Origin of the sequence: Klebsiella sp. MS 92-3 (genome assembly GCF_000195655.1) — a bacterium.
GTDB lineage: Bacteria > Pseudomonadota > Gammaproteobacteria > Enterobacterales > Enterobacteriaceae > Klebsiella > Klebsiella pneumoniae.
Genome location: NZ_GL882866.1, coordinates 90985 through 112498, shown reverse-complemented (window position 1 = coordinate 112498; position 21514 = coordinate 90985). Strand labels below are relative to the sequence as shown.

Here is a 21514-nt window from a genome sequence, read left to right as displayed (position 1 = left end):
CCAGTAGCCCCGGTAAGCGCAGCGCCACCGGGGACAACCAGCCAGGCTATGGGGTAATTTGCTCCATCGCCTGCAACACTCGCTTGTCCGAGATAGGATACGGGGTGCCCAGCTGCTGGGCGAAGAAGCTGACCCGCAGCTCCTCGATCATCCAGCGGATCTCCCGGACATCGTCGTCCTCACGGCGGTTCGGCGGTAGCTTATTCAGCCACTGCTGCCACGCCTGCTGCACGCTCTCCACCTTAAGCATCTGCGCCCGATCGCGGTGCGGATCGATAGCCATCTTCTCCAGACGCTTTTCAATCGCCTGCAGATAGCGCAGCGTATCGCCAAGACGGCGGAAACCGTTGCCGGTAACAAAGCCGCGATACACCAGACCCGCCATCTGCGCTTTGATATCCGACAGCCCCAGCGCCATGGTCATATCCACCCGGCCTTTCAGCCGTTTGTTGATATTGAACACCGCGGTGAGGATCTGCTCGACCTGTTTAGCGATCTCCACCACCGTGTCGTTGAGCTCGGCTCGCACTTTATCGTGCAGCTGACTAAAGCCCTCTCCCGTCCACACCGGACCGCCCGCCTCGTCAATAAGCTTATCAACGCCGCAGGAGATGCAATCGTCAATCAGATCCAGCACTTTGCCGTACGGGTTAAAGTAGAGCCCAAGCTTGGCTTTATTCGGTAGTTTCTCGTGCAGATACTTAATCGGCGACGGGATGTTGAGCAGCAGCAGGCGACGCAGACCGCGCCACATGGCCTGCTGCTGTTCCTGTGGATTATCAAACAGTTTGATGGCCACGCTGTCGCGCTCGTCCACCAGCGCCGGCCAGGCTTTCACCTTATAGTTACCGCGCTTCTGTTCGTAACTTTCCGCCAGGGTGCCAAAGCTCCAGATATGCAGCCCGCTTTGCTCAATACCGTCATCAGCGACCGCCGACAGCGTCTCCTGCACTTTGCCCTTCAGGGCGTCTTTCAACGCCTGCAGCGAGCGCCCTTCCTGCAGCTTCTTGTTTTTATCATCCACCACCCGGAAGGTGATTTTCAGGTGATCGGGCACCTGATCCCACTGCCAGGCTTCGCGGTCGATGGTCACGCCGGTCATCTTACGCAGCTCGCGCTCCAGCGAATCGAGCAGCGGCAGCTCGAGCGGCGCCGCCCGGCCAAGAAACGCTTCCGCATAGTTGGGAGCCGGGACGAAATTGCGCCTTACCGGCTTCGGCAGCGATTTTATCAGCGCGATAATCAGCTCGCGACGCAGACCAGGGATCTGCCATTCAAACCCGGCTTCCTCTACCTGGTTCAGCAGCGGCAGCGGAATATGCACCGTCACGCCATCGGCGTCGGCGCCAGGTTCAAACTGGTAGCTAAGCCGCAGCTTGAGGTTGCCCTGATGCCAGAAATTCGGGTAGTCCAGTTTACTGACCTGCTCCGCCCCCTCTTTAATCAGCATGCTCTTTTCAAAATTGAGCAAGTCTGGCGTTTCGCGGCTGGCCTGCTTCCACCACTTATCAAAGTGGCGAGCGGAGATGACATCGTGGCTAATGCGCTGGTCGTAAAACTCGAACATCGTCTCGTCATCAACCAGGATGTCGCGACGGCGCGACTTATGCTCCAGCTCTTCGATTTCCGCCCGCAGCTTCAGGTTATCGCGGAAGAAGGCGTGACGCGTCTGCCAGTCGCCCTCCACCAGCGCATGGCGGATAAACAGTTCGCGGCACAGCGCCGGGTCGATCTGGCTGTAGTTGACCTTACGCGCGGCGACGATCGGCAGGCCGTAAACGGTGACCTTTTCCGTCGCCATCACCGCGCCCTGCGCCCGCTCCCAGTGCGGCTCACTGTATGAGCGCTTGATCAGGTGCTGCGCTACCGGCTCCACCCACTCCGGCTCAATGCGCGCGGCAATACGCCCCCACAGGCGGCTGGTCTCGACCAGCTCCGCCACCATCGTCCACTTCGGCGGCTTCTTGAATAGACCGGAGCCGGGGAAGATAGAGAACCGCGCATTACGGGCGCCGGTATACTCCTGTTTATCGGCATCCTTCATGCCGATGTGCGACAGCAGACCGGTCAGCAGCGCAGTATGGATCTCGCGATATTCCGCCGGCTCACTGTTGATCGGCAGGCCAAGCTCTTTCACCACCTGGCGCAGCTGGGTGTAGATGTCCTGCCACTCGCGCACGCGCAGATAGTTAAGAAAATCGACCCGGCACTGGCGGCGGAACTGATTCGACGACAGCGCCTTCTGCTGCTCGCCGAGGTAGTTCCACAGATTGACGAAGGCGAGGAAATCGGACTCTTTATCGTGGAAGCGGCGATGTTTTTCGTCAGAGGCCTGCTGTTTGTCCATCGGCCGCTCGCGCGGGTCCTGGATCGACAGCGCGGAGGTGATGATCATCGCTTCCCGCACGCAGCCGTGCTTCTGCGCCTCCAGCACCATGCGCGCCAGACGCGGATCCACCGGTAGCTGGCTGAGCTGGCGGCCCAGCGGGGTTAGCTTATAAGCCGTTGCCTGCGCATCGGTGGTGATGGCGCCCAGCTCTTCCAGCAGGCGTACGCCGTCCTGGATATTGCGCTTATCCGGCGCTTCGACAAACGGGAAGGCGGCGATATCGCCTAAGCCCAGGGCGGTCATCTGCAGGATGACCGACGCCAGGTTGGTGCGCAGAATCTCCGGGTCGGTAAATTCTGGGCGCGACAGGAAATCGTCTTCTGAATAAAGACGAATACAGATCCCTTCCGAAACGCGGCCGCAGCGGCCCTTACGCTGGTTGGCGGACGCCTGGGAAACCGGCTCGATCGGCAGGCGCTGCACCTTGGTGCGGTAGCTGTAACGGCTGATACGCGCAGTACCGGGATCGATAACGTATTTAATGCCCGGCACGGTCAGCGAGGTTTCCGCCACGTTGGTCGCCAGCACGATGCGTCGTCCGCTGTGCGGCTGGAAGACGCGGTTCTGCTCGCTGTTGGACAGGCGGGCGTACAGCGGCAGCACTTCGGTATGGCGCAGATCCAGCTTATTCAGCGCATCGGCGGTATCGCGAATTTCCCGCTCACCGCTCATAAAGATCAGAATATCGCCGGGCCCTTCGCGCCCCAGTTCGTCAACCGCATCAAAGATCGCCTGTAACTGATCGCGCTCGGTATCGTCCGCCTCTTCCACTATCGGCCGATAGCGCACTTCCACCGGGTAAGTCCGCCCGGAGACTTCGATAATCGGCGCATTATTGAAATGCTTTGAGAAACGTTCCGGGTCGATGGTCGCCGAGGTAATGATGATTTTCAGGTCCGGGCGGCGCGGCAGGAGCTCTTTCAGATAGCCGAGCAGAAAGTCAATATTCAGGCTGCGCTCGTGCGCCTCATCGATAATGATGGTGTCGTACTGCATCAACAGACGATCCTGCTGGATCTCCGCCAGCAGGATACCGTCGGTCATTAGCTTAACCATGGTGTTTTCGCTGACGTGGTCGCTGAAGCGGACTTTATAGCCGATGCAGCCGCCCGGCTCGCTCTGCAGCTCTTCGGCAATACGATTGGCGACGGTCCGCGCCGCCAGGCGACGCGGCTGGGTATGGCCGATGAGTCCTTTCAGCCCGCGGCCCAGCTCCATGCAGATTTTGGGCAGCTGGGTGGTTTTACCCGAACCGGTCTCCCCGGCGACGATCACCACCTGGTGGTCGCGCACCGCCTCGAGAATCTCTTGTTTTTTCTGGCTAACCGGCAGGTTTTCCGGATAGGTGATGGCCGGACGCGCCGCTTCGCGCAGCAGGACTTTACCGGCTGCCTGGCTTATCTCCAGCGCCATCTCCTGCAGAATGGCCTGTTGCGATTCAGGATTTTTAACCTTCTTCACGCCGTGCAGACGGCGGGCAAAGCGCGTTTTGTCGCGCAGCATCAGGCCGTCGAGCTGTTGATAAAGCTGGGGGAAGGTGATTTTTTGTTGTTCTGTCATAGCGTAATCGGGCAGAGCTCTGCCGGGAAAATCTCTTTTGAAGTATTGCCTTAGAGTACCACATCTGTGTCATTCGTGCCTTGTTCAAAAAATCTGAACATAGGATTCGATATATTGCGCTATCTCTGTGGCGCGATTGTGAATACAGTGTCAACAAGCACCAAGGCATTGACCCGTCAATCACATTAAAAAAAGGAAACACCCATGAGCAAAGTATTAGTTCTGAAATCCAGTATTCTGGCAGGGTACTCACAATCTGGTCAGCTTTCCGACTATTTTGTTGAACAATGGCAGGAAAAACACCCTGGCGATGAGATCACCGTGCGTGACCTGGCCGCCAATCCGATCCCGGTTCTGGATGGCGAACTGGTTGGCGCCCTGCGTCCGAGCGACGCGCCGCTGACTCCGCGTCAGCAGGAAGCGCTGGCCCTTTCCGACGAGCTGATCGCCGAACTGAAAGGCAACGATGTGATTGTTATCGCTGCGCCGATGTACAACTTCAACATCCCGACGCAGTTGAAAAACTATTTCGACCTGGTGGCTCGCGCCGGCGTCACCTTCCGCTACACCGAGAAAGGGCCGGAAGGTCTGGTAACCGGTAAACGCGCGGTCGTCGTTACCAGCCGCGGCGGTATCCATAAAGATACTCCGACCGACCTGGTCACCCCGTACCTGTCCACCTTCCTCGGCTTCATCGGCATCACCGACGTGAACTTTGTGTTCGCCGAAGGTATCGCTTACGGCCCGGAAGTCGCGGCCAAAGCGCAGTCTGACGCGAAAGCGGCCATCGACAGCGTGGTTGCAGCCTAATATTTCACTCCTCTCGCTTCCTGCGGGAGGAGAGTTTTACTTTTTCTCGTAGCGTAAATACCCCACCACGCCTCCGCCGCCATCCTTTGGATGATTCACGCCGTCGTTGACCTCCACGCAAGGGAAATCGAAAGGCGAAACGCCGTCAATGCAGGCCACATTCACCCCATACTGCTGTGGGTTTGATCGCCGTTGATGAAAGGTGTAGATCCCGCATACCGAGCAGAAAAAGTGCACGGCTTCCCCTGTATTAAAGCGATACTCTGTGAGCTTATCCCCTCCGCGTACCACCTCTATTCCTGAACGCGGCGAAGAGACCGCGACCGCCCCACGCATGCGACAATATGAGCAGTTACAGCGCCGAACGGTGTTGAAGCCGTCGCTGAGTTCCACGGTAAACGCCACCGCACCGCAGTGACAGTGCGCGGATAATTTCTCTGCCATAATTTTACCCCTCAGGTGGCGGCTTTTGGCCGCAGGTTTTCATCAAACGCCAGCCGCTTACGCCCTGCTTCGACTTCCCGTAATGGCTCCACCTGGTGCAGCGTCTGCTTACAGCGTTCCACCAGCGCCTGGTATTCACGGGTACCTTGTTTTTTCCACGCCAGCTCCTGTTCGCTCAGGGTGCGAATCGCTTTTGCCGGGCTGCCGATAATCAGATGGTTGGCGGGCATCTCGGCGTTGGCTTTGACAAAGGCCGAAGCGCCGACAATGCTGTTTTCGCCAATGACCGCCCCGTCGATAATCACCGCACTCATGCCCACCAGCGCGTTGCGGCCAATCACGCAGCCGTGCAGAATAGCGCCGTGGCCGATATGGCCCTCCTCTTCCACCACCGTATCCTGGCCGGGGAAGCCATGCATCACGCAGTTATCCTGAATATTGGCGCCGTCTTTGACCACGATGCGCCCGAAGTCGCCGCGCAGGCTGGCGTTGGGCCCAACATAGACCCCTTTGCCGAGGATCACGTCGCCAATCAACACCGCGGTCGGGTGAACGTAACTCTCCTCCGGCACCACCGGCGTCAGTCCATCAATCTGATATATCGGCATGCAACCTCCTTATGCGCCCGGCAAACCGCCAAAGCGCTGATAATAGAGCGGACCCGGCGCCGGGAGCTCGCCCACCGAGCTCTCACCTTTCTCGCTGACGAACGCCAGCGCGCCGGGACTCACGCGTTGATAAATATTGATACACAGCTGGCGGGCGGTTTGCCCTGCCCAATGCGCCGGCAGGAGCTCTTCCGGTAGCAGCGGGTCTTTGAGCACCACCCGGCGATAGAAATGGATAAGGAGCAGTTGGATCTGGAAACAGCGATCCGGCGTCAACTCTGACGGGTCGCAGTCGCGCAGCAGCGGCAGTAGAGGACGGAACAAGGCGATAAACGCCTCGTACATCTCATTTTGTTCGGTGAGATGCCAGCACTCCTCCACCCGGCTGCGCAGGGCCGCTCTGGAGAGCGCCAGCGGCGAATGGGCTTCAAAACAGATGACGTTTTCGGCGACGCCCGCTTCGTGGAGCAGAGACTGGACATCGGCCAGCTTTTGCGACGGCGAGGCCAGCAGGCTCGGCGCCAGCGCGCCAAACCCCTGCCACAGCAGCTGCTTTTTAACGTCGGCGAGCACATTTTTCTCCAGGCCTTCCGAAAGCAGCAGCAGCCAGGTACCGTCCCATTCCGGGGCACTGGCGCGATAAATTTTATGCTCCGCGCGCCGGGTCAGGCGCAGCCCTTTATCACTCAGGCGATAGAAGCTGCGCCGGCCGATGCGGACAACATCAAGCCACTCTTCTTTATTGAGGCGAAACAGCGCGGTGCGTACGAAGCGCTCGCCGAAGCCTAATCCTTCCAGCAGCGCCGCGACGCTGCCCAGCCACACTTCCCCACCGCGTTGTAATAAAGCGTCGCCATACAGCGAGGCAATTAATGACGTGCCGCTGATGGGCATCGCCGTCACCGCTTGTTGAATAAAGGCGTCGAGTTTACTCATCTGATTCATTCTGTTGTTATATTTTTCCTTTATGAATCATAGCACAGGAAATTCCCGGCTTACGGCGTAAAGGCCTCAGCCGGGTTATCGGGGAGAGGATTAACCGCTAACCACCGCTTTTCGCAGGTCGAATACCCGACAGGCTTTCCCTTCCGAGCGCGGAATGCTGCCGCAGTTGACGATAGTAATATCGGTGGAGATCCCGACCATCGACTTAATGCGGTGACGCAACTGATGGCAAATCTGGCAGCGTTGTTCATGACTCAGCGCCAGCCCGCTCTCTTTCAGCTCAACGCGCACCGCCAGCGAATCCAGATGACCGCGGCGATTGACCTCTAACTGATAGTGCGGCGCCAGATGTTCAAACTTGAGGATCTCCTCTTCCAGCTGCGAGGGGAAGACGTTAACCCCGCGGATAATCAGCATATCGTCGCTGCGTCCGCTGATGCGATCCATGCGGCGCATGGTCCGCGCGGTTCCCGGCAGCAGGCGCGTCAGATCGCGGGTACGATAGCGGATCACCGGCAGCGCTTCTTTGGTCAGGGTGGTAAACAGCAGCTCACCATGCTCGCCATCTTCCAGCGGCGTACCGTCGTCCGGGTTGACGATTTCCGGGAAGAAGTGGTCTTCCCAGATAGTCGGGCCGTCAACGGTTTCCAGACACTCCATCGCTACGCCCGGTCCCATGACTTCCGACAAACCGTAAATATCCAGGGCGGTGATCCCCAGCCGGCGCTCGATTTCCGCGCGCATCGCCAGCGTCCACGGCTCAGCGCCAAAGACGCCGACCCGCAATGAACAGCCGCGGGCATCGCCGCCCATCTGGCGCTCCAGCTCTTCAATCAGATTCAGACAGTAGGACGGCGTCACCATGATCATATCCGGCTGGAAATCGCGGATCAGCTGCGCCTGTTTTTCGGTCTGTCCGCCGGACATCGGGATCACCGTCGCGCCCAAACGTTCCGCGCCGTAGTGCGCGCCAAGGCCGCCGGTAAACAGGCCGTAGCCGTAGGCGACGTGAATTTTATCTTTTGCTGAACCACCGGCCGCGCGCAGCGAACGGGCGACAATATTGGCCCAGTTATCAATATCGTTTTGCGTATACCCCACCACCGTCGGTTTGCCGGTGGTGCCGGAAGAGGCGTGAATGCGCACCACCTGCTCCATCGGCACCGCGAAGGTATCGAAGGGATAGTTGTCGCGCAGATCCTGTTTGGTGGTACAGGGGAATTTTTGCAGATCGTTTAATTCCCGAAAGTCGTCAGGGTGCACGCCGGCGGCGTCGAATTTGCGGCGATACATCGGCACATTTTCGTACGCATGCTTCAGCGTCCATTTCAGGCGCTGGGTTTGCAGGGCCTGCAGTTCGTCACGCGATGCGGTTTCAATCGGATCTAATTTTGTAGTAGTTATCATTGTAGGGTACTCGCAGGTAAATTAGCTCACACTCGCTCGAGGATCATGGCAATGCCCTGACCCACGCCAATACACATCGTACACAGCGCATAGCGCCCGCCCCGGCGTTGCAGCTCAAGGCTGGCGCTCAGCGCTAACCGCGCGCCGCTCATGCCCAGCGGATGGCCTAACGCGATGGCGCCGCCGTTGGGATTCACGTGCGCCGCATCGTCCGGCACGCCGAGCTGTCTGAGCACCCCCAGCGCCTGGGCGGCGAAGGCCTCATTCAGCTCAATCAGATCCATATCGTTAATATTGAGTCCCGCCCGCTCCAGCACTTTACGCACCGCCGGTACCGGCCCCAGTCCCATCAGGCGCGGTTCGACACCCGCCGTCGCCATCGCCACGATACGCGCCCGCGGCGTGAGCCCCTGGATAGCGGCCTGCTGTTCGCTGGCGATGATCAGCGCCGCGGCGCCATCGTTGACGCCTGAAGCATTGCCCGCAGTAATGACGCCGCCCTGGCGGAACGGCGCTTTCAGTTTCGCCAGCTGCTCAAGCGTGGTTTCCGGGCGCGGATGCTCGTCCTCGCGCACGTCGCTAACCGCCCCTTTCCGGCCGACAATCTGCACCGGCACAATCTCCTGCGCCAGAATGCCGTCGCGCTGGGCCTGCGCCGTGCGCTGCTGGCTGCGCCAGGCGAAAGCGTCCTGATCGGCTCGGCTGATATTTAACAATTCAGCTACATTCTCGGCCGTTTCCGGCATGCTGTCAGTTCCGAAGTGTTGCGCCATGAGCGGGTTCACAAAACGCCAGCCAATCGTGGTATCAAAGAGTTCCGCCTGACGCTGGTACGGCGCGCTGGCTTTTCCCATCACGAAAGGCGCACGCGACATCGATTCCACGCCGCCGGCAATCAGCAGATCGGCATCGCCGGCTTTGATCGCCCTGGCGGCAAAGCCGATGGCATCCAGACCCGATCCGCACAGGCGGTTAATCGTGGTGCCCGGCACGGTATGCGGGTAACCGGCCAACAACGTCGCCATGTGCGCCACGTTGCGGTTATCTTCCCCGGCCTGATTCGCACAGCCGAAAATCACATCATCAATTGCTGCCGGGTCGAGCCCGGGATTACGACTCAGGAGCTCACGCAGCGGGATTGCCGCCAGGTCGTCAGCGCGCACACTGGCCAGCGCGCCGCCGTAGCGGCCAATCGGCGTACGGATCCCGTCACAAATAAAGGCGTCGCGCATTACACGTCTCCCGTGATTGTGCCGCCGATGCGGTGCGATTTGCCGCGGAACAGGGCCACAATCTTTTGCTGTTGATTAACAATTTCAATGTCGTAGACGCCGGTCAGTTTGCCCTGCTGTTTGACTCTGGCGGTGGCGCCCAGCCGGTCGCCGGCAAACGCCGGACGAAGAAAATCAATGCTTGCCGCCGAGGCCACCGCCGCCAGCCCCTGGCTGTTACAGGCGTAGGCGAAAGCGGTATCGGCAAGCGTAAATAGCTGACCACCGTGACAGGTTTGATGGCCGTTAAGCATGTCCGCCGAGACGGTCATACTCATCTGCGCAAAACCGTCGTCCATTTCGATAAGTTCGATCCCCATCTTTCTGGCGCAGGTATCTTTTTCGTACATCACGCGCGCGTTGCGCCACGGATCATTGCTCATGGTGCTTCTCCATCAGCGCCTTCTGGCGCAGCAGGGAACTGGGGCGATAGCGCTCCTCGCCATAATGGTGTTGCAGGTTCTCCAGCAGTTGCAGCACCCGCCGCCAGCCAAGGCGTTCTCCCCATGCCAGCGGGCCATGCGGATAGTTGACGCCAAGGCGCATCGCGGTATCGACATCCTGCGGGCTGGCGACGCCTTTTTGCACCGCATCCAGCGCTTCGTTAATCAGCATCGCCACCGTGCGCCACACCAGCAGGCCGGGATAATCGGCAATACGCAGCACTTTCTTGCCCTGCTGCTGGAAGTAATGCACGGCCTTATCAGTGGCCGCAGGCGCGTTGGTTGCCGCTGCGGCCAGCACCACCGTATCGCTGGCGCACAGGTCATACACCACCACCGGGCGGTGATGCTTAATACTCAGCGCCAGGGCGGTCTCGCCTTCGGTCTCCAGCAGCAAGACATCGTCTAATTCAGTGACATTGTCACTTCTGACGGTAACGGATTCAGCACCCATCATTACCGGCGGTAGCACCGCGTCCGGCAGTGTCTCAACGGGCCAGCGATAGACGCCGTGGCCGCTCTTTTTACCTAGCCGCCCGGCCAGCGCCAGCTCTTGCTGGAGGAGCGATGGCAGGTAGCGGCGGTCCTGCCAGAAGGCGTTAAACACCGAACAGGTCACGGCGAAGTTGACGTCCTGGCCAATCAGGTCCGTCAACGCCAGCGGTCCCATCGGAAAACCGCCGCCGTCACGCAAAGCGGCATCGATAACCTCCGGGGCGGCGACCTGCTCTTCCAGCGCCCGCCAGGCCTCAGCGTAGAACGGACGCGCTACGCGGTTAACGATAAAACCGGGCGTTGAGCGGCAGCGCACCGGCTGTTTCCCCCAGCCGCTTACGCACTGGCACAGCTGCTCCACCACTTCTGTGGAGGTCGCAAGACCACTCACCACCTCGACCAGCTTCATCACCGGCGCCGGATTAAAAAAGTGCAGTCCGGCCACCCGCTCCGGGTTTTTGACCCCGGCGGCGATAGCGGTAATCGAAATAGACGAGGTATTACTGGTCAACAGCGTTGACGGCGCGCAGATCTCCGCCAGCTGCGTGAACAGCGCCGTTTTGACCTCCAACCGTTCAGAGGCCGCTTCGATCACTAAATCCGCATCGGCAAGCGCGGCTAAATCGTGGGCCGGATGCAGGCGCGCCAGCAGCGCATCGGCCTGCTCTGACGCCAGTTTGCCCCGCGCAACGCGTGACGCCAGACGCCCGGCGATACCCTCTATCGCCAGGTCTACAGCCTTAGGGTTAATATCAAAAATACGCACCGGATGCCCGGCGGCGGCAGCCACTTCGGCGATGCCGGCTCCCATGGTGCCGCTGCCGATCACCGCCACGGTGGCTAAGGATGTCGTCATCATCTATTTCCCGCTGAACTGTGGTGGCCGTTTGGCCAGAAACGCGCTGACCCCTTCGCGGTAATCATCGCTGCGCCCGGCCAGACGCTGATAATCGCGCTCCAGGTCCAGCTGCGCGTCGAGACTGTTGGTTTCAGAGGCCAGCAGCGCCTTTTTAATCAGCCCAAGACCAAACGTCGGTTGCGCCGCCAGATGGCGCGCCAGTTGCAGACTGGTATCCGCCAGTTCTGAATCGTCCACCAGTTGCCAGATAATCCCCCACTGCGCGGCCTGTTCCGCGCTGAGGCTGTCGCCCAGCAGCGCCAGCCCCATCGCGCGCGCACGGCCGGCCACCCGCGGCAGGAACCAGCTGCCGCCGCAGTCCGGCACCAGGCCGAGCTTGCTGAACGCCATCACAAATTTGGCCGAACGCGCGGCCAGCACGATATCGCAGCCCAGCGCCAGGGTAGCGCCCGCGCCGGCGGCCACGCCGTTAACCGCGCAGATGACCGGTTTCGGCAGCGCCGCCAGACGGCGTACCAGTGGGTTGTAAAAGCGTTCTACCGACATGCCGAGATCCGGTGGCGGGCCGCTGGGGTCGACATTGCGGTCGTTCAAATCCTGGCCGGCGCAAAAACCGCGGCCGGCGCCGGTGATCAGCAGGCAGCGCACGCCATCATCGCGCTCGGCCTGCTTCAGACATTCCGCCAGCTGGTGATGCATCAGATCGTTAAAACTGTTGAGGCGGTCCGGGCGATTGAGGGTAATGGTCATGACGCCCTGTTCCACTGCGCTGAGAATGAAAGCTTCCACGATTAGCGTCCTTTAAATTCCGGGGTACGTTTTTGTAAGAAGGCGTCGATGCCTTCGCGGCGGTCCTCGGTGGCGCTCAGCAGGCTAAACAGCTGGCGCTCCTGTTGTAGACCGGCCTGCAGGCTGACTTCCTGCGACAGGCGCAGCGACTGTTTTGCCGCCCGTAGCGCCAGCGGCGAATGGCGGGCAATGGTGGTTGCCAGTTTCAGGGCATACTCATCGGTTAACGCCGCCGGATGGATATCACTGACCAGCCCGGCCTGCTGCGCCTGGCGGGCGTCAATACTCTCGCCGCTCAGCACCATCCGGCTGGCCAGCGCCTTGCCAACGCTGCGGATCAGCCGCTGGGTGCCGCCCGCGCCCGGCATTATGCCGAGGGTAATTTCCGGCAGGCCAAAGCGGGCGTTGTCCCCGGCGACAATCAGGTCGCACAGCAGGGCCAGCTCGCAGCCGGCGCCGAGGGCGTAGCCGTTGACCGAAGCGATGAGCGGTTTAGTAAAGGCATCAATTCGCCCCCATAACCGTGGGCGAATATCATCCAGGGTGGCAGGAAGATCTTTTTCCGCCATTTCATTGAGGTCAGCCCCGGCGGCGAAAAAACGCGCGTTACCGCGAATAACGCAGACGCCGACGCTGTCATCAACTGCCGCCGCCTCCAGCGCCTCGGCAATCTGGGTTAATAAGGCATTGTTCAGCGCGTTGCGGGCCTGCGGGCGGTTTAGCGTTAGCTGTAGCACCCGGCCATGACGGTGGATCAGAAGGTCGCTCATGCTATCCCCCGCGCGTCAAAGTCGACCACCACATCGCCGCTGGTCGGCAGCGACTGGCAGCTCAGCACGTAGCCCGCCGCCAGCTCATCTGCTTCCAGGCTGTAATTGGCGGCCATCGCCACTTCACCGCGCAGCACTTTGCATTTACAGGTGGCGCATACCCCGCCCTTACAGGCGAACGGCAGATCGGCGCCCTGACGCAATGCGGCATCCAGGATGCTGTCGTCTTCGGCACTGAGGGCGATAAGCCGATCGCGCCCGTCCTGGCGGATGGTCACCGTGCGCCCTTCCGCCTGCACGCCGGCGGCGCGCTTCACATTGCCGCCTGGGGTATTAAAGCGTTCGAGATGAATCGATTTCTCCGCTACGCCAAGTTCACGTAACGCCGCTTCCGCCTCATCCATCATCGCCGCCGGGCCGCAGATAAAAGCCTCGTCGAAACGGCTGAAATCCAGCAGATGGTCAGCGAGCTGGCGCAGTTTGTCGCCGTCAATGCGCCCCTGTAGCAGATCGCTGTCCATCGACTCCTGGCTAAACAGGTGTATCACCTGCAGGCGCTGCGGATAGCGGTCTTTTAAATCGGCCAGCGCCTGGCGGAACATCATGCTATGGCTGCTGCGGTTGCCGTAGATCAGCGTGAAGCGGCTTTGCGGCTCGGTCGCCAGCGTCGCGCTCATGATCGCCATCATCGGCGTGATCCCGGAACCGGCGGCAATCGCCAGATATTCACCCTGCCGTTCAGCCTGCGGTTGATAACCGAAATGCCCCTGCGGCACCATCACTTCCAGCTCCATACCCTGCTGGATATCGTGCTGGGCGTAGCGCGAAAAGCGCCCGCCGTCGATAGCTTTGACCGCGACGCTAATTTCGCCGGGCGTGCGGCTGTGACAAATGGAGTAACAGCGGCGCAGTTCTTCGCCGCCCAGACGGGCTTTTAGCGTCAGATGCTGGCCCGGGCGAAAACAGTATTCCGCCTGCAGGGCTTGCGGGATCGCAAAAGTGATGGTCACCGCATCGCGGGTTTCCGGCTCGACTCTCGCCACCTTAAGCGAATAGAACGTCGTCATGGCAACCTCAAATACATTTAAAGTAATCAAAAGGTTCCCGGCAGCTGTCGCAGCGATAGAGCGCTTTGCAGGCCGTGGAACCGAATTCGCTAATCAGCGAGGTATGGGCGCTGCCGCAGCGCGGACAGCTCACCTCAGCGGGCATATCCGCATGGCAGGCGTGCCCCTGGGGCGGGCTGATGCCGTACTGGCGCAGGCGCTCGCGGGCATCCTGACTCATCCAGTCGGTGGTCCACGGCGGATCCAGCTGCAGGACGATATGTACCGGCTGAAAACCATGCTCGCTCATGACCGCGCGGATCTCCCCCAGCAGATGCTCCGTCGCCGGACAGCCCGAATAGGTCGGGGTAAAGCCAATCACCCAGCCGTCGCCATGGCGCGCGACGCTGCGTACCATACCGAGGTCGGTGATGGTGAGTACCGGCACTTCCGGATCCGGGATCGCGCTTAATAATCCCCAGATGGTGCGAACCTCTGCAGGAGCGATATCGGCAAGACGTTGCATAGTCACCTCACTTACCACTGCAGTCCGGGATGCGAACGCTGCAGATATTGCATCTCCGCCAGCAGCGGGCCGAGATGTTCACTGTGCAGCCCCTGTTTGCCGCCGCTGCGGAAGGCCGCTTCCTGCGGGATCTGTAAGCCGGAGTCGAGCAGCGCCGTGTGTACCGCGCTTTGCCATTCGGCCTGAAGCTCACGCGGATCAACCGCAATACCCTGCTCAACCAGGCTGAGCTCCACTTCATCGGCAAGGAACAGTTCGCCGGTGAAGCGCCACAGATTGTCGACCGCCTGCTGCATTTTGCGATTTGATAACTCGGTGCCGTTACCCAGACGCTCCAGCCAGCCGCGGCTGAAGCGCAGGTGGTAACGCACCTCTTTCAGCCCTTTGGCGGCAATGGCCGCCAGCTGCGCGTCGCGGCTGTCCACCAGCCGGCTGTACAGGGCGACGTGCCAGACATCGATAAAGAACTGGCGGGCGATGGTGTCGGCAAAATTGCCGTTTGGCTGCTCCACCAGCAGCAGGTTGCTGTACTGGCGCTCATCGCGACCAAAAGCCAGCGTATCTTCGTCGCCGCAGCCGTTAAGCTCGGCGGCATAGCTTAAAAAATTGCGCGCCTGGCCGAGCAGGTCGAGGCCGATGTTGGCCAGCGCAAGATCGATCTCGAGCTCGGGAGCATGGCCGCACCAGGCGCCTAAACGCTGGGCCAGAACCAGACCATTGTCGCCAAGCCGCAGGGCGTAGGTGGCTACGGGGTTAGGGATATTCATCGCCGCCTCACATATGTTCCATGCCATCCGGCACGGTATAGAAAGTCGGATGACGGTAGACTTTGCTTTCCGCCGGGTCGAAGAATTCGCCGCGCTCTTCCGGCTGCGAAGCAACGATTTCGCTGGCCTTCACCACCCAAATTGAGCAGCCTTCGCTGCGGCGGGTATAGGCATCGCGGGCATTCTCCAGCGCCATTTGATCATCGGCGGCGTGCAGACTGCCGACGTGACGATGGGATAACCCCTGTTTGCTGCGAACGAACACTTCATATAACGGCCAGTAAACTTTGCTCATGTTGTCTCTCCTCATGCCGCGCTGCGGGCCTGCTGTTTTTGCGCATGGGCCAGCGCGGCTTCGCGCACCCACTCGCCCTCTTCCCAGGCCTTACGCTTGGCGGCCAGCCGCTCGTGATTGCAAATGCCACGGCCGCTAATCACCTCGTTAAATTCCTGCCAGTCGATTTCGCCGAAGCGGTAGTGGCCGCTGGCTTCATCAAACTGCAAATCCGGGTCCGGGACGGTCATACCGAGGATCTCTACCTGCGGCACGGTGTTATCGACGAAGCGCTGACGTAGCTCGTCGTTGGAGTGCAGTTTGATTTTCCACGCCATGCTGCGGGCGCTGTTCGGCGAGTTGTCGTCGTTGGGGCCAAACATCATCAGCGCCGGCCACCAGAAGCGGTTAATGGCGTCCTGCAGCATCTGCCGCTGCGCGTCATTGCCCTGCGCCAGCGCCATGCAGGCTTCAAATCCCTGACGCTGGTGAAAGCTCTCTTCTTTGCAGATTTTGACCATCGCCCGGGCATAGGGGCCGTAGGAGGTCCGGCACAGCGCCACCTGGTTGACGATGGCCGCGCCATCGACCAGCCAGCCGATCACGCCGATATCCGCCCAGCTGAGGGTCGGGTAGTTAAAAATGGAGGAGTATTTCATCTGCCCGTCGAGCATCTTCTGATACAGGTCTTCCCGGGCGCAGCCAAGGGTTTCCGCGGCGCTATAGAGATACAGCCCGTGTCCAGCCTCATCCTGTACCTTAGCCAACAGGATCGCTTTGCGGCGCAGCGTCGGCGCGCGGGTGATCCAGTTGCCTTCCGGCAGCATGCCGACGATCTCCGAGTGCGCGTGCTGGCCTATCTGCCGAATCAAGGTCTTACGGTAGGCATCCGGCATCCAGTCCTGCGGTTCGATGGCCGTTTCCTGCGCGATGCGCTGGTCAAAGCGTTGTTCTTCTGTCACGTCATCACCTTTATGATTCCGATATTCACAACAAAAACATTTATGTGAATCACTTTGTTTATTGAAGGTTACATATTGGTTAAATAAAACCACAAATTTTGTTTGCTCTTTTTGTGATAATCTCCGCAAAACCTTTTGTAAACCACAATTAATACAGTAAGTTAAGCATAAGACGTAACGCCATCGCGATCACAATGTTAATAATTTATTAAATACGGGCTTGCATTTTATGATTCATAAAAGAACTATTTATAGATATCACACGTAACACATTTGGAGATTTGCGATGCAGCAGTTAGCCAGCTACTTATCCGGCGCCTGGCAGACCGGCCGGGGCCGCGCCCGTACTATCCATCACGCCATCACCGGCGCGGCGCTTTGGGAGGTGACCAGTGAAGGCCTGGATATGGCGCAGGCGCGCCGCTTCGCGATTGAGCGCGGTGGTAAAGCCCTGCAGGCGATGACCTTTATTGAACGCAGCGCGATGCTGAAAGCGGTGGCGAAACACCTGCTGGAGCAGAAAGACCAGTTCTACGCCATCTCCGCGCAAACCGGCGCCACTCGCGCCGACAGTTGGGTGGATATTGAAGGCGGTATCGGTACCCTTTTCACCTATGCCGGGCTCGGTAGTCGAGAATTACCGGACGATATCCTGTGGCCGGAAGACGAGCTCATCCCGCTCTCCAAACAGGGCGGTTTTGCCGCGCGTCATGTGCTGACATCAAAATCAGGCGTCGCCGTCCATATCAACGCCTTCAACTTCCCCTGCTGGGGAATGCTGGAAAAACTGGCGCCCACGTGGCTTGCCGGTATGCCGGCTATCATTAAACCGGCAACCGCTACCGCCCAGCTCACCCAGGCAATGGTGAAAGCGATTGTCGACAGCGGCCTGGTGCCGGAGGGCGCCATCAGCCTGATTTGCGGCGGCGCGGGCGATCTGCTCGACCACCTCGATAGCCAGGACGTGGTTACCTTTACCGGGTCAGCCGCCACCGGCCAGCAGCTACGGGCGCACCCTAACCTGGTAGCCAAATCCATTCCCTTTACCATGGAAGCAGATTCACTCAACTGCTGCGTGTTAGGCGAAGACGTCACTCCGGAGCAACCGGAATTCGCGCTGTTTATTCGGGAAGTGGTCCGCGAGATGACGGCGAAAGCCGGGCAAAAATGTACCGCTATCCGCAGAATCATTGTGCCACTGGCTCAGATTAATGCGGTTAGCGATGCACTGATCTCCCGCCTGCATAAAGTAACCGTCGGTGACCCTGCGCAGGAGGGCGTTAAGATGGGGGCCCTGGTTAATAGCGAACAGCGTCAGGACGTACAGGAGAGCGTCAATAAGCTGATAGCCGCTGGCTGCGAAGTACTGCTCGGTGGAGAGGCGGACCTCAGCGCGGCCGGCGCATTTTTCCCGCCGACCCTGTTGTACTGCTCACAGCCGGATGAAACGCCGGCGGTTCACGCCATTGAAGCTTTTGGTCCGGTGGCGACGCTGATGCCGTATCGCGACCGCCAGCATGCGCTGACGCTGGCGCGCGCCGGCGGCGGCAGTCTGGCGGGGACGCTGGTCACCGCCAGCGGCGAGCTGGCGCGTGAGTTTATCCTCGGCGCCGCCCGCGCCCATGGCCGTATTCAGATACTGAATGAAGCATCCTCCGCAGAATCAACCGGCCACGGTTCGCCGTTGCCGCAGCTGGTGCACGGCGGCCCCGGCCGCGCTGGCGGCGGAGAAGAGCTTGGCGGGCTGCGTTCGGTGAAACACTATATGCAGCGTACCGCGGTCCAGGGCAGCCCAACGATGCTGGCGACCATCGGTCAACAGTGGGTGCGCGGCGCCCAGGTGAACGAAGACCGTATTCACCCGTTCCGCAAATATTTCGAAGAGATTCAGCCTGGCGACAGCTTATTAACCCCGCGCCGAACCCTGACCGAAGCGGATATCGTTACCTTCGCCTGCCTGAGCGGCGATCATTTCTACGCGCATATGGACAAAATCGCCGCCGCCGAGTCGATTTTTGGCGAGCGGGTGGTCCACGGCTATTTCCTGATCTCCGCCGCGGCCGGGCTGTTCGTCGATGCCGGCGTCGGGCCGGTTATCGCCAACTATGGGATGGAAAACCTGCGCTTTATTGAGCCGGTCAAACCGGGCGACACCATTCAGGTTCGCCTCACCTGTAAGCGGAAAACGGTCAAACGTCAGCGCAGCGCCGATGAGAAAGCCACCGGCGTGGTGGAATGGGCGGTGGAGATTTTCAACCAGCACCAGCAGGCGGTGGCGCTGTATTCCATTCTGACCCTGGTGGCGCGTCAACAGGGAGATTTCCCGGCGTGATAGCGAAAAATAGACCGCTGGCGCTCTGTTGGCCGACCCTTTAGCCATTGATACTGCAATCGGTTTGCAACGGTTTCGCCCCGGGAAGTCCTTTATGTTATCCGTGGCTTCAGCGCACATTGCGCTCCCGGTTAATCGTCTACGTTATGCCTGTCATGCCGCAGGGAGCGCACAGGGGGCGGCCAGTCGCCGCCGCCCCCTGTACCCCCGGGCTCGGGCCAGCAAGAATGGTGAATAAATTAACGGCAGGCCGCACGGACCGTAGGCCGGGTAAGGCGTCAGCCGCCACCCGGCAAAAAAATCAGCGCACGTACTCAATGCCTCTGCGGAGGCATTTTTTACGCCCGTCTGGCAAAACTGACAAACAAGCTGGCAAAAGCAAACAAACGCCCCGGCGCCGCTGGCTGGTAGCTTAAGGATGACAAAGCCGACATTCGCAGCGGCAAGAGACAACACAACAATAAGATGAGGTCACAATGGCAAACGGCTTGAAATTTTCTCCTCGTAAAACCGCGCTGGCGCTGGCCGTGGCGGTGGTTTGCGCCTGGCAATCACCGGTCTTCGCTCACGGTAGCGAAGCCCACATGGTACCGCTGGATAAAACGCTGCAGGAATTCGGCGCCGATGTGCAGTGGGATGACTACGCGCAAATGTTCACCCTGATAAAAGACGGCGCTTACGTCAAAGTAAAGCCCGGCGCCAAAACGGCGATCGTCAACGGTAAATCCCTTGACCTACCGGTGCCTGTGGTAATGAAGGAAGGTAAAGCCTGGGTTTCCGATACCTTTATCAACGATGTGTTCCAGTCCGGTCTCGATCAGACCTTCCAGGTGGAAAAGCGCCCGCACCCGTTAAACTCGCTCTCGGCGGCGGAAATCAGTGAAGCAGTGACCATTGTCAAAGCCGCGCCGGAGTTTCAGCCGAATACCCGCTTTACTGAGATTTCCTTACACGAGCCGGACAAGGCGGCGGTATGGGCCTTTGCCCTGCAGGGAACGCCGGTCGATGCTCCCCGCATTGCCGATGTGGTGATGCTCGATGGCAAACACGTCATTGAAGCCGTGGTCGATCTGCAAAACAAAAAAATCCTCTCCTGGACGCCGATCAAAGGCGCCCACGGGATGGTGCTGCTCGATGATTTTGTCAGCGTGCAGAACATCATCAATGCCAGCAGCGAATTCGCTGAGGTGCTGAAAAAGCACGGTATTACCGATCCTGGCAAAGTGGTCACCACCCCGCTCACCGTTGGCTTTTTTGATGGCAAAGATGGCCTGCAGCAGGATGCGCGTCTGCTGAAGGTGGTCAGTTATCTGGATACCGGCGACGGCAACTACTGGGCGCACCCGATTGAAAACCTGGTGGCGGTGGTCGACCTTGAAGCGAAGAAAATCATCAAAATCGAAGAAGGTCCGGTGATCCCGGTCCCAATGGAGCCCCGTCCGTATGATGGTCGCGACCGCAACGCCCCGGCGGTGAAACCGCTGGAGATAACCGAACCGGAAGGCAAAAACTACACCATTACCGGCGATACCATTCACTGGCAGAACTGGGGTTTTCATCTGCGCCTGAACTCGCGCGTCGGGCCCATTCTCTCGACGGTGACTTACAACGATAACGGCACAAAACGCCAGGTGATGTATGAAGGTTCCCTCGGCGGGATGATCGTCCCCTACGGCGACCCGGACGTCGGCTGGTATTTCAAAGCCTATCTGGACTCCGGCGATTACGGCATGGGCACCCTAACATCGCCGATTGTTCGCGGTAAAGATGCGCCGTCAAATGCGGTACTGCTGGACGAAACTATCGCCGATTACACCGGCAAACCGACCACTATTCCAGGTGCGGTGGCCATATTCGAACGCTATGCCGGGCCGGAATATAAGCACCTGGAAATGGGCAAACCCAACGTCAGCACCGAACGCCGGGAGCTGGTGGTGCGCTGGATCAGCACCGTCGGCAACTACGACTATATCTTTGACTGGGTGTTCCACGACAACGGCACCATCGGTATCGATGCCGGCGCCACCGGGATTGAAGCGGTGAAAGGCGTGCTGGCGAAGACCATGCATGATCCCAGCGCCAAAGAGGATACCCGCTACGGAACGCTGATCGACCATAATATTGTCGGCACCACTCACCAGCACATCTATAACTTCCGCCTCGACCTCGATGTGGACGGCGAGAACAACACCCTGGTGGCGATGGACCCGGAAGTGAAGCCCAACACCGCCGGCGGCCCGCGCACCAGTACTATGCAGGTGAATCAGTACACGATTGACAGCGAGCAGAAAGCGGCGCAGAAATTCGACCCTGGCACCATTCGCCTGCTGAGCAACACCAGAAAAGAGAACCGCATGGGCAACCCGGTCTCATACCAGATTATCCCTTACGCCGGCGGCACGCACCCGGCGGCGACCGGCGCCAAATTCGCCCCGGACGAGTGGATATATCATCGCCTGAGCTTTATGGATAAACAGCTGTGGGTGACGCGCTACCACCCGACAGAGCGATATCCGGAAGGGGAATACCCGAACCGTTCCGCCCACGATACCGGCCTGGGCCAGTACGCGAAGGATGATGAGTCGCTGACTAACCACGATGACGTCGTGTGGATCACCACCGGCACCACCCACGTGGCGCGCGCCGAAGAGTGGCCGATCATGCCGACCGAGTGGGCGCACGCGCTGCTCAAGCCGTGGAACTTCTTTGACGAAACCCCTACTCTGGGCGAAAAGAAAAAGTAATCTTAACCGGCGGTGAAATCCAGCAGGATCTTACCGCCTCTTCCCGGCTGGCCGGCGGCGGCAATCGCCGCCC

The 21514-nt window shown here is 59.6% G+C and carries 19 protein-coding genes; 3 read left to right on the top strand and 16 right to left on the bottom strand.

The features are described 5' to 3' along the window. Window positions 1-46 precede the first annotated feature (46 nt). Complete coding sequence (gene hrpA / locus HMPREF9538_RS01810; RefSeq protein ID WP_009760650.1) at window positions 47-3949, bottom strand: ATP-dependent RNA helicase HrpA; 3903 nt, start codon at window positions 3947-3949, stop codon at window positions 47-49. Window positions 3950-4153: 204 nt separating this feature from the next. Here hrpA and azoR point away from each other — a divergent pair, with 204 nt between their 5' ends. Then, window positions 4154-4759, top strand: coding sequence for an FMN-dependent NADH-azoreductase (azoR, locus tag HMPREF9538_RS01815; RefSeq protein WP_002902889.1), 606 nt, complete (start codon window positions 4154-4156; stop codon window positions 4757-4759). A 36-nt stretch (window positions 4760-4795) separates the two neighbouring features. On the opposite strand, the gene HMPREF9538_RS0128545 is transcribed toward azoR, so the two are convergent. The 14 genes from HMPREF9538_RS0128545 to paaA all read right to left on the bottom strand — a co-directional run bounded on the left by HMPREF9538_RS0128545 (window position 4796) and on the right by paaA (window position 16365). Further along, a complete protein-coding gene (locus HMPREF9538_RS0128545; protein WP_024940864.1) occupies window positions 4796-5206 on the bottom strand; it encodes a GFA family protein in 411 nt (136 codons plus the stop codon). 8 nt (window positions 5207-5214) lie between these two features. Further along, a complete protein-coding gene (paaY, locus tag HMPREF9538_RS01820; RefSeq protein WP_002902883.1) occupies window positions 5215-5811 on the bottom strand; it encodes a phenylacetic acid degradation protein PaaY in 597 nt (198 codons plus the stop codon). Between the two features lie 9 nt (window positions 5812-5820). Further along, window positions 5821-6747: a phenylacetic acid degradation operon negative regulatory protein PaaX gene (gene paaX / locus HMPREF9538_RS01825; RefSeq protein ID WP_020316482.1), complete on the bottom strand. Its 927-nt coding sequence runs from the start codon at window positions 6745-6747 to the stop codon at window positions 5821-5823. A 99-nt stretch (window positions 6748-6846) separates the two neighbouring features. Continuing rightward, entirely contained in the window at window positions 6847-8163 is a 1317-nt protein-coding gene (paaK, locus tag HMPREF9538_RS01830; RefSeq protein ID WP_004148224.1) for a phenylacetate--CoA ligase PaaK, read from the bottom strand. A 26-nt stretch (window positions 8164-8189) separates the two neighbouring features. Then, window positions 8190-9395 (bottom strand): 3-oxoadipyl-CoA thiolase, encoded by a 1206-nt coding sequence (gene pcaF / locus HMPREF9538_RS01835; RefSeq protein ID WP_004151578.1) that lies wholly within the window; start codon window positions 9393-9395, stop codon window positions 8190-8192. Next, a complete protein-coding gene (gene paaI, locus HMPREF9538_RS01840; RefSeq protein ID WP_009760648.1) occupies window positions 9395-9817 on the bottom strand; it encodes a hydroxyphenylacetyl-CoA thioesterase PaaI in 423 nt (140 codons plus the stop codon). The genes pcaF and paaI overlap by 1 nt, the downstream gene beginning before the upstream one ends. Next, a complete protein-coding gene (gene paaH / locus HMPREF9538_RS01845) occupies window positions 9807-11231 on the bottom strand; it encodes a 3-hydroxyacyl-CoA dehydrogenase PaaH (RefSeq protein WP_009760647.1) in 1425 nt (474 codons plus the stop codon). The genes paaI and paaH overlap by 11 nt, the downstream gene beginning before the upstream one ends. Then, window positions 11232-12020: a 2-(1,2-epoxy-1,2-dihydrophenyl)acetyl-CoA isomerase PaaG gene (gene paaG / locus HMPREF9538_RS01850; RefSeq protein WP_004140117.1), complete on the bottom strand. Its 789-nt coding sequence runs from the start codon at window positions 12018-12020 to the stop codon at window positions 11232-11234. Window positions 12021-12022: 2 nt separating this feature from the next. Beyond that, window positions 12023-12790 (bottom strand): 2,3-dehydroadipyl-CoA hydratase PaaF, encoded by a 768-nt coding sequence (gene paaF / locus HMPREF9538_RS01855; RefSeq protein WP_009760646.1) that lies wholly within the window; start codon window positions 12788-12790, stop codon window positions 12023-12025. Further along, window positions 12787-13857 (bottom strand): 1,2-phenylacetyl-CoA epoxidase subunit PaaE, encoded by a 1071-nt coding sequence (paaE, locus tag HMPREF9538_RS01860; RefSeq protein ID WP_009760645.1) that lies wholly within the window; start codon window positions 13855-13857, stop codon window positions 12787-12789. The genes paaF and paaE overlap by 4 nt, the downstream gene beginning before the upstream one ends. Window positions 13858-13864: 7 nt before the next feature. Next, window positions 13865-14362 carry a 1,2-phenylacetyl-CoA epoxidase subunit PaaD gene (gene paaD / locus HMPREF9538_RS01865; protein ID WP_009486374.1) on the bottom strand — a complete coding sequence of 166 codons (498 nt, stop codon included), beginning with the start codon at window positions 14360-14362 and terminating at the stop codon, window positions 13865-13867. An 11-nt stretch (window positions 14363-14373) separates the two neighbouring features. Beyond that, the gene (paaC, locus tag HMPREF9538_RS01870) at window positions 14374-15129 is read right to left on the bottom strand and encodes a 1,2-phenylacetyl-CoA epoxidase subunit PaaC (RefSeq protein WP_020316463.1); all 756 of its coding nucleotides are present in this window, start codon (window positions 15127-15129) and stop codon (window positions 14374-14376) included. 7 nt (window positions 15130-15136) lie between these two features. Then, window positions 15137-15424 (bottom strand): 1,2-phenylacetyl-CoA epoxidase subunit PaaB, encoded by a 288-nt coding sequence (gene paaB, locus HMPREF9538_RS01875; protein WP_004224492.1) that lies wholly within the window; start codon window positions 15422-15424, stop codon window positions 15137-15139. A gap of 11 nt (window positions 15425-15435) precedes the next feature. Continuing rightward, the gene (gene paaA, locus HMPREF9538_RS01880; protein ID WP_004176377.1) at window positions 15436-16365 is read right to left on the bottom strand and encodes a 1,2-phenylacetyl-CoA epoxidase subunit PaaA; all 930 of its coding nucleotides are present in this window, start codon (window positions 16363-16365) and stop codon (window positions 15436-15438) included. A 286-nt stretch (window positions 16366-16651) separates the two neighbouring features. Here paaA and paaZ point away from each other — a divergent pair, with 286 nt between their 5' ends. Further along, a complete protein-coding gene (gene paaZ / locus HMPREF9538_RS01885; RefSeq protein WP_009486371.1) occupies window positions 16652-18697 on the top strand; it encodes a phenylacetic acid degradation bifunctional protein PaaZ in 2046 nt (681 codons plus the stop codon). Window positions 18698-19173: 476 nt separating this feature from the next. After that, complete coding sequence (gene tynA / locus HMPREF9538_RS01890) at window positions 19174-21441, top strand: primary-amine oxidase (RefSeq protein ID WP_009486369.1); 2268 nt, start codon at window positions 19174-19176, stop codon at window positions 21439-21441. A gap of 2 nt (window positions 21442-21443) precedes the next feature. On the opposite strand, the gene HMPREF9538_RS33455 is transcribed toward tynA, so the two are convergent. After that, window positions 21444-21514 (bottom strand): hypothetical protein (locus HMPREF9538_RS33455; RefSeq protein WP_262383911.1); only part of this gene is annotated, 71 nt, incomplete at its 5' end.